An 8,372-nucleotide genomic window follows, 5' to 3' on the forward strand; every position below is an offset into this window, starting at 1 on the left:
GGGCGGACGTCCGAGATCAGCACCGTCACCAGGGCGGCCTCCGGCACGCTCGCGTGCACCGCGGCCCGTACGGCCTGGGCCACTTCCGGGAGACGGTGACCGGCCCTCGCCGCCACCTCCACCCGTACCCGGCCGTCCTCGTCGCGGTGCACCGCCGGGCCCACCGTGTCCGTCACGCCCGCCACGCCCGTGACCCGCAGCGCGGCCAGGGCCACCGGATCGTCCACCGGTGGGGCCGGCGCCGCCGGCGGGGGAGCGGCGGGCTCCGGCGCGGGGGCCTCGTCCCGAAGGTCGGTCACCCGCAGGTCCACCTCCGCCACCCGCAGGCCCAGGCCGCCCGCCGCCGCGAACAGGGCCTCGCGCAGCTCCTCCGTCAGCTCCGGCAGGGGCCGCCCGGCGACCGCCGCGATCTCGCCCGCGATCCGCAGCCGACCCGGCGGCAACCCGCCCGGCGGCACCGGGAACGGGCCGTCCTCCTCCGCGCCGTGGAGCCCGGCGCGGAACCCGCCCGGCACCACTCCCCGTACCGAGGAGGCCGCTCCTCCCAGTGCCTCCCGTACCGCGCGCTCCGCGATCCACACGCCGTCCGCCGCCTCCCCGAGCGGCAGCAGCCTGCCCGGAGCGAGGCGGCTGCGTACCGCCGCCGTCCAACCCTCAGCCGTCGTCATATGACCCAGCCTGCCGTATCCCCGGGGCGAGACCGGGCAACCACCCTTAATGTGGGCAAAGAACCCCGAAATCTCCCAGAAGGGGCGTAATGCGATGACGGACACCGCACACTCCGGCAACCCCACGGCGGACGAACCGCGCCGTACCTCCGGGTCCAAACGGGGCGGCGGCGACCCGGCCTCCCGGGGCAGGACCACGATCGCCGACGGCGTCGTGGAGAAGATCGCCGGGCTGGCCGCCCGGGACGTCGTCGGCGTCCACGCCATGGGCAGCGGTCTCTCCCGCACCTTCGGCGCCGTCCGCGACCGGGTCCCCGGCGGGGGCGGCACCAAGTCGAGCGTCACCCGGGGGGTGAAGGCCGAGGTCGGCGAGGTGCAGACCGCCCTCGACCTGGAAATCGTGATCGAGTACGGCGTCTCCATCGAGGACGTCGCCGGCGCCGTCCGCGAGAACGTCATCGCCGCCGTCGAGCGGATGACGGGTCTCGAGGTCGTCGAGGTCAACATCGCGGTCAGCGACGTGAAGCTGCCCGAGGACGAGGAAGAAGAGCCGGAGCCGCGGCTCCAGTAGCCGCCGCCGTCCGGCACGGCCGCGGCCGCGCCGCACGCCGTACACCCGCGCGGTGTACGGCGTGCGTCACGCCCGTCCGCACGGCCGGACGACCGAGGAAAGGGACGCATAGATGAGCATGGCGCTGGTCGGCCTGGTGGCCGGCATGGGCCTCGGCTTCGCCGGATACTTCGGCGGTTTCGGGGCGTTTCTGCTGGTCGCCGCATTGGGCGCGATCGGGTTCGTGACCGGCCGGTTCCTCGACGGCGACCTCGAACCGGGGGAGCTGTTCCGGGGCCGCGAACGCGGCGAACGACGGCGGTGACGGCGGGTGACGGCTGACCTCGCACCGCACCCGGTGCGCGATCGCGGCGCGACCACGATCGCGGACCGGGTCGTCGCCAAGATCGCCGCGCAGGCGGCACGGGAGGCGCTGGACAGGATCCCGGAGGGAGGCTCGCCACCGCACGCCTCGGTCGACGTCCACCGTGACGTCGCCCGGGTCTCGGTCAGCCTCGACCTCGACTACCCCACCGACGTCGGGCACCGCTGCCGCGCCGTCCGGAGCCGGGTGCGCAGCCGGGTCGAGGAACTCGTCGGCATGGAGGTCCACGAGGTCTCCGTCCACGTGGAGCGCCTCCACTCCACGCACACGCGGCCCACCGGGCGGAGGGGTGATCTCGCATGAGCGGAACGACCCCGCCGGAGCGCGGACCCGGAGGCAAGGCGGAGCACGAGCCGAGGGCCGCCACCACGAGCGGCACCGGAACCGGGACCACCGGTTCCACTCCCGTGCCCTCCTCGGTCCCCGTCCTCACCGACGGCGCGCCCCCACCGCCGGCCGGCCGCTTCTGGTCGGTACGGCGCGTCCCGGCCGCGCTGCTCGCGGCGGTGATCCTCGGCTGCGCGGCACTGCTGCTGTACGACGTGGCGGCGGTACGGACCGAGCACTCCGCCATGGCCTGGCGCCGCGACCTCACCGACGACCTCGCGACCCGGCCCCTGGACAACGCCTGGGTCCTCGCCGCCGCCGCCCTCGCCGTCCTCCTCGGCCTGTGGCTGCTGGTCCTGGCGCTCACCCCCGGGCTGCGCGCCGTCCTGCCGATGCGCGCGGCCCACTCCGACCTGCGGGCCGGGCTCGACCGGGAGGCCGCCGCGCTGACCCTGCGGGACCGGGCCATGCAGGTCTCCGGCGTCCAGTCCGCCCGGGTGGCCGTCGGCCGTACCAAGGTGAGTGCCCGTGCGGTCTCGCACTTCCGGGACCTCGACGAGGTGCGCGCCGACGTGGAGCGGGCCCTGGACACGGGGATCGACGCGCTCGGCCTCGCCCACCGTCCCACGCTGTCCGTACGGGTGGCCCGGCCGCCCAGGAAGGGGTGAGCCGTGCCGGCCGTCCTGCGTCGCGTCAACCGCGTCCTGATCGCCCTCGTCGGGCTGCTGCTGCTCCTCGGCGGCGGCGCGGTCCTCGCCGCCGGTTTCGATGCTCCGGTCCCGTCCTGGTGGCCCTGGTCGGGCCCCTCCGACGTGCTCCTGTCCACCGCCGACCGGCGCGCCTGGCGGGACCACTCCTGGTGGTGGCCGGCCGCGATCACCGTCCTGGGCCTGCTGGTGCTGCTCGCCCTCTGGTGGCTGCTGGCCCAGTTCCGGCGGGCCCGGCTCGCCGAGGTCCTCGTGGACACCGGCGACGGCGAGGCGGCCGTGCTGCGGGGCCGGGCCCTGCAGAACGTCCTGGAGGCGGACGCCGCCGCCCAGGACGGGGTCGCCCGCGCCAAGGTCGCCCTCACCGGCCGCCGCACCGCTCCCCGTACCCGGATCGCGCTGCTCCTGGAGCCGCACGCCTCCCCGGACGAGGCCCTGGCCGGCCTCGGCAGTCAGGCCCTGGAGCCGGCCCGCAGGTCGGCCGGTCTGCCCGCGCTGCCGGCGGAGGCCCGGCTGCGGGCGGTCCGGCACCGGGCCCGCAGGGTCAGCTGAGGGCAGGCCTCCGGGCCGCCCGGCCCGGCGCGGTTCAGAAGCCGTGCCGGGCACCGCCGTCGACCGGGAGCATCAGGCCGGTCAGGTACGAGGCGGCCGGGGACAGCAGGAACGCCGCCGTGCGCCCGAACTCCTCGGGCGTCCCGTAGCGGCGCAGCGGGATCGCCGCCTCGTTCGCGGCCCGCGCCGCCTCCGCGTCGCCCGTCAGGGCGTCCAGGGACCGCACCCGGTCGGTGTCGATCCGGCTCGGCAGCAGGCCGATCACCCGGATGCCGCGCGGCCCCAGGTCGTTGGCGAGGGACTTCGCGAAGCCGGCGAGCCCGGGGCGCAGGCCGTTGGAGATGGTCAGGCCCGGAATCGGCTCGTGCACCGAGCCCGAGAGCACGAAGCCGATCACGCCGCCCTCGGTCAGCGTCTCGGCCGCCGCGCGGGCCAGCCGCACCGCACCGAGGAAGACCGTGTCGAAGGCCGCCGCCCACTGCTCGTCGGAGTTGTCGGCGGCGAAGCCCGGCGCCGGGCCTCCGACGCTGATCAGGACGCCGTCGAGGCCGCCGAACCGGGCGCGGGCCTCGGCGATCAGCCGGGCCGGCGTCCCGGGGTCCGTGTTGTCCGCGGCGAGGCCCGCCGCGCCCTCGCCGAGCGCGGCGACCGCCTCCGCGACCGACGTCTCCTCGCGTCCGGTGACCAGCACCCGCGCGCCCTCCGCGAGCAGCGCCTCCGCCGAGGCCCGGCCGAGCCCGCGGGTCGCGCCGGTCACCACGTACACGCGGTCCTTCAGTCCAAGATCCATGGCCCTATCCTGCCGTCTCGTCCCGGGCCAGCGCGAGGGCCGTGCCCACCAGGCCGATGTGGCTGAAGGCCTGCGGGAAGTTGCCGAGCTGGCGGCGGGCCACCGGGTCGTACTCCTCCGCCAGCAGCCCCACGTCGTTGCGGAGCGTCACCAGCCGCTCGAAGAGGGCGCGGGCCTCCTCGCGCCGGCCGGTCAGCCACAGGGCGTCCGCCAGCCAGAACGAGCAGACGAGGAAGGTGCCCTCCTGCCCCGGCAGGCCGTCCACCGCGCCCGAGTCGGGGGTGTAGCGGCGCAGGAAGCCGCCGTGCATCAGCTCGGCCCGGACCGCGTCGACCGTCCCGACCACCCGGGGGTCGTCCGGCGGCAGGAAGCCCACCTGCGGGATGAGGAGCGTGGCGGCGTCCAGCTCGCGGGAGCCGTACGACTGGGTGAAGGTGTTGCGGTCCGGGTCGTAGGCCTTCGCGCAGACATCGGCGTGGATCTCGTCGCGCAGCGCCCGCCACCGCGCCGGGTCCCCGGGAAGCGACGGGTCCTCCTCCAGGGTGCGCACCGCCCGGTCGGCCGCGGCCCAGGCCATCACCTTCGAGTGGGTGAAGTGGCGGCGGGGCCCGCGCACCTCCCACAGCCCCTCGTCGGGCTCGCGCCAGGTCGACTCCAGGAAGCCGAGCAGACTCAGCTGGAGGTTCCAGGCGTGCCGCTGCGCCGGGATCCCCGCCTCCCTCGCCCGGTACAGGGAGTCCATGACCTCGCCGTACACGTCGAGCTGGAACTGCTCGACGGCCGCGTTCCCGGTCCGCACCGGCAGCGAGTCGGCGTAGCCGCGCAGCCAGGGCAGGGTGGTCTCGGGGAGCCGGCGTTCCCCGGCGGGCCCGTACATGATCTGGAGGTCGGCCGGGTCACCGGCCACCGAGCGCAGCAGCCAGTCCCGCCAGGCGGCGGCCTCCTCTACGTACCCGGCGTCGAGCAGCACCCCGAGGGTGAGGGAGGAGTCGCGCAGCCAGCAGGCGCGGTAGTCCCAGTTCCGCACGCCGCCGATCTCCTCGGGCAGCGAGGTGGTGGGGGCCGCCATGATCCCGCCGGTGGGGGCGTAGGTCAGGGCCTTGAGGGTGATCAGCGAGCGGACGACCGGATCCCGGTAGGGGCCCTGGTAGGTGCAGCGGGACACCCACTCCCGCCAGTCCGCGAGGGTGTGTGCGAGGGACTCGTAGGGGTCCACGAGTGCGGGCCGGGCCTCGTGCGAGGGGTGCCAGGTGAGGACGAAGGCCACCTTCTCGCCGGCGGCGACGGTGAAGGAGGAACAGGTGGCGTGCTGCTGCCCCCAGGTCTTCACCGGCGGTTCGCTGCGCAGCCAGACCGCGTCCGGCCCGGCGACGGCGACCCGGTGCCCCTCGGAGCGGCGCACCCACGGCACGATCGAGCCGTAGTCGAAGCGGAGCCGCAGTACGGAGCTCATCTCGACGGAGCCGCTGACCCCCTCCACGATCCGCACCACGTCGGGCGCCCGGTCGCGGTGCGGCATGAAGTCGACGACCTTGACGGTGCCGGTGCGGGTCTCCCAGTACGTCTCCAGGACCAGCGAGTCCTCCGCGTAGCGGCGCGTGGTGCAGCGGGTCGCGCCCTGCGGGGCGATCCGCCAGTGGCCGTTGTCCTCGTCGCCGAGGAGGGCGGCGAAACAGGCGGCGGAGTCGAAGCGGGGGAGACACAGCCAGTCGATCGACCCGTCGCGTCCGACGAGCGCGGCGGTCTGGAGATCCCCGATGAGGGCGTAGTCGTCGATACGTTGCGTCACGCTTTGGGCTGTTCCCGCAAGTGGGGAGGGTCAATCAAATGGACGACGTGGCCTGCGTCGCGGTGCCGCCCGCGCCGGGCGGTCCGGCCGTGCCGCCGTCACCGCTCCCGCCGTCGTCGCCGGTGCGGGCGGCGGCCTCCCGGTCCCGCTTCTCCCGGCGTACCAGGACGAACCAGCCGACCGGCACACCCGCCGCGAACAGCCACCACTGCACGGCGTACGCCATGTGCGCGCCGATCGAGTCGTGGTCGGGCTCCGGGACCTGCTCGGGCGTGCCGCCGGCCGGCGCGGGCCCCGTCTGCTCCACGTAGCCGCCGAGCACCTCGCGGCCCGTCAGTTCGGCCTGCTGCGCGCTGCTGATCAGCATGACCTGACGGTCCGGCAGGCCCTTGAGGTCCTTGATGCCGCTCGCGCCGGTGGTCTCGTCGGCCTTGAGGCGGCCGGTGACGGTGACCTCGCCCCGGGGAGCCGGCGGCACCGGCGGGTAGGAGCGCTGGTCACCGGCGGCCGGGATCCAGCCGCGGTTGACGAGGACGATCCGGCCGTCGCGCAGCACCAGGGGGGACAGGACGTGGAAACCCACCCGGTCGTCGGCGGAGGTGCGGCGGCGGACGACCACCTCGTGGGCGGTGTCGAAGGTGCCCGTGGCCGTGACCCGGCGCCAGTAGTCGGCGCGGGGGACGGTGTGACCGGGGGAGGTGAGCCGCTCGACCGGTACCGGCTCCGCCCGGAGGTTCTCCTCGATCAGGGCGTTCTGGGCGACCCGGCGCTCGTGCCGGTGGAACTGCCAGAAGCCCAGCTCGATCATCACCGGGATGAGGACGAGGGCGACGAGGGTCAGGATCACCCACTGCCGGGACAACAGGAAGCGGTACACCCCATGACCGTACAGCGCGGGCCACGGGGTGCACGCACGGGGGGTTCGGGTGGCTTGCCCCGCCTCGCCCCGCCCAAAATCGTTTCTTCACTTCCCTCGGCGGGCCCGGGTGTCTCCCGGTCCCCGGGCCGGTCCGGCTCACACCCTGTCCACGATGCCCGCCTTTCCCTCCGCCCGGGCGCAGTGCGCGCCGCAGTACCAGGTGCCGTCGACCTCGACGCCCTGTCCGATGATCTGGACCCGGCAGTGCTCACAGATGGGCGCCATGCGGTGGATGGCGCACGCGAAGCAGTCGAAGACGTGCACAGCACCCTGCGCATGGACTTCGAAGGACATGCCGTAATCGTTTCCGCAGACCTCACAACGTGCCATGCGCCACAGGGTGGGGCCCCGGGCGGAATCGTGCCGCGCGGCACGCCCGCCGGGGGCGGGCGCGTCACCCGTCTGCCGGGGCCACGTCCCGCAGGAGCTGCACGTAGGCCGCCTCGTCGACGACCGGCGTGCCGAAGGACTTCGCCTTCAGCGTCTTGGACGTGGCGGCCTCCGGGTCGTTGGTGACGAGGAGGCTGGTGAGCCGGGAGACGCTCGTGGCGACGTGCAGTCCGGCTTCGACCGTCCGGTCCTCCAGGAGCTCGCGGTCGACCGAGGTGTCCCCGGAGAACGCGACGCGCATCCCCTGCTTGAGCGGCGCGCCCGTCTCGTACCGGCCGGGGTTCGGGTACGGGCACGGCGGGCGCTTGCGCGAGGGACGCCAGCCGCCCGCCCGGTACCCGCCCGGGTACGAGGCCGCGTACCCCGTGGGGCCCGTGGCCTGCCGGCCGATCGCGGGCCGCGCCGCGTCCGGGGTCCACTCGGTCAGCGGGCGGCACTCCAGGAGCGGCAGCCGTACGTTCCGCTCGGCCGCCGCGTGCAGGCTCGGCCGGAAGGCCTCCGCGAGCACCCGGGCGTCGTCGAGCGCGTTGTGCGCCCGCCGCTGGACCACCCCGAAGTGCGCCGCGAGCGACTCCAGCTTGTGGTTGGGCAGCGGCAGCGCGAGCTCCTTGGACAGCGCGATGGTGCACAGCCGCTGCTTCACCGGCGCGGCGCCCCGGGCACGGGCGTACTCGCGGGCGATCATCTGCCAGTCGAACATGGCGTTGTGCGCGACCAGGACGCGGCCCTCCAGGCGCGCCGAGAACTCGGCGGCGATCTCCGGGAAGAGGGGCGCGCCTTCCAGGACGTCACTGGTGAGGCCGTGGATCCAGACCGGTCCGGGATCGCGTTCGGGGTTGACGAGCGTGTACCAGTGGTCCTCGACGTTCCCCTGCGCGTCGAGCCGGTAGACGGCAGCCGACACTATCCGGTCGTCACGGGCGAGGCCGGTGGTCTCCACGTCGACGACCGCGTACCCCTGCGGGTAGGCGGCCGGCCACGTCGGTGCTGTCGTACGGTCGTCGAGCATGGTCACTGAGAATACGGCCCACGACCGACAGTCCCGCCCCCGGTGTCCTGGATGTCCCTGATGTCCGGTGAAGCCCCTTCAACTCCTCCGCCCCGGCGACGCCTTGCCGCCCGCCCGCCCCGGGCGGGTCGGTCCACGGCCGGCGGGCGCCCGGACGCGACGCTCCTGGGGTGACCGAACCCACCGCGCACGACGAACCCCGCGGCGGCCTCGGCACCGCCTCAACTGGCTGCGGGCCGCGTGCTCGGGGCCGACGACGGAGTCGTCTCCACGGCGGGACCGGTCC

The 8,372-nt window shown here is 74.7% G+C and carries 11 protein-coding genes; 5 read left to right on the forward strand and 6 right to left on the reverse strand.

Going from position 1 to position 8,372, the window contains the following annotated elements:
• Positions 1-668 (reverse strand): hypothetical protein (locus tag RIF68_RS18280; protein ID WP_309052339.1); only part of this gene is annotated, 668 nt, incomplete at its 3' end.
• A 94-nt stretch (positions 669-762) separates the two neighbouring features.
• Here RIF68_RS18280 and RIF68_RS18285 point away from each other — a divergent pair.
• The 5 genes from RIF68_RS18285 to amaP all read left to right on the forward strand — a co-directional run bounded on the left by RIF68_RS18285 (position 763) and on the right by amaP (position 3,189).
• Positions 763-1,239: an Asp23/Gls24 family envelope stress response protein gene (locus RIF68_RS18285; protein WP_309052340.1), complete on the forward strand. Its 477-nt coding sequence runs from the start codon at positions 763-765 to the stop codon at positions 1,237-1,239.
• Positions 1,240-1,351: 112 nt separating this feature from the next.
• Complete coding sequence (locus RIF68_RS18290) at positions 1,352-1,543, forward strand: hypothetical protein (RefSeq protein ID WP_309052341.1); 192 nt, start codon at positions 1,352-1,354, stop codon at positions 1,541-1,543.
• Positions 1,544-1,549: 6 nt separating this feature from the next.
• Positions 1,550-1,906 (forward strand): Asp23/Gls24 family envelope stress response protein, encoded by a 357-nt coding sequence (locus RIF68_RS18295; RefSeq protein WP_309052342.1) that lies wholly within the window; start codon positions 1,550-1,552, stop codon positions 1,904-1,906.
• Positions 1,903-2,598 carry a DUF6286 domain-containing protein gene (locus RIF68_RS18300; RefSeq protein ID WP_309052343.1) on the forward strand — a complete coding sequence of 232 codons (696 nt, stop codon included), beginning with the start codon at positions 1,903-1,905 and terminating at the stop codon, positions 2,596-2,598. The genes RIF68_RS18295 and RIF68_RS18300 overlap by 4 nt, the downstream gene beginning before the upstream one ends.
• A gap of 3 nt (positions 2,599-2,601) precedes the next feature.
• Positions 2,602-3,189 (forward strand): alkaline shock response membrane anchor protein AmaP, encoded by a 588-nt coding sequence (gene amaP / locus RIF68_RS18305; protein WP_309052344.1) that lies wholly within the window; start codon positions 2,602-2,604, stop codon positions 3,187-3,189.
• Positions 3,190-3,223: 34 nt separating this feature from the next.
• Here the strand turns inward: amaP and RIF68_RS18310 are convergent, their stop codons facing one another.
• The 5 genes from RIF68_RS18310 to RIF68_RS18330 all read right to left on the reverse strand — a co-directional run bounded on the left by RIF68_RS18310 (position 3,224) and on the right by RIF68_RS18330 (position 8,092).
• Complete coding sequence (locus RIF68_RS18310) at positions 3,224-3,979, reverse strand: SDR family oxidoreductase (RefSeq protein WP_309052345.1); 756 nt, start codon at positions 3,977-3,979, stop codon at positions 3,224-3,226.
• Positions 3,980-3,983: 4 nt separating this feature from the next.
• Complete coding sequence (locus RIF68_RS18315; protein ID WP_309052346.1) at positions 3,984-5,768, reverse strand: glycoside hydrolase family 15 protein; 1,785 nt, start codon at positions 5,766-5,768, stop codon at positions 3,984-3,986.
• 34 nt (positions 5,769-5,802) lie between these two features.
• On the reverse strand, positions 5,803-6,645 hold the full coding sequence (locus RIF68_RS18320) for an SURF1 family protein (RefSeq protein WP_309052347.1): 843 nt from the start codon (positions 6,643-6,645) through the stop codon (positions 5,803-5,805).
• 138 nt (positions 6,646-6,783) lie between these two features.
• Positions 6,784-7,017 carry a hypothetical protein gene (locus tag RIF68_RS18325; RefSeq protein ID WP_309052348.1) on the reverse strand — a complete coding sequence of 78 codons (234 nt, stop codon included), beginning with the start codon at positions 7,015-7,017 and terminating at the stop codon, positions 6,784-6,786.
• 64 nt (positions 7,018-7,081) lie between these two features.
• Positions 7,082-8,092 (reverse strand): DEDDh family exonuclease, encoded by a 1,011-nt coding sequence (locus tag RIF68_RS18330; protein WP_309052349.1) that lies wholly within the window; start codon positions 8,090-8,092, stop codon positions 7,082-7,084.
• Positions 8,093-8,372 lie beyond the last annotated feature (280 nt).

Source organism: Streptomyces sp. (genome assembly GCF_031178505.1).
In the GTDB taxonomy this organism is placed as follows: Bacteria; Actinomycetota; Actinomycetes; order Streptomycetales; family Streptomycetaceae; genus Streptomyces; species Streptomyces gulbargensis.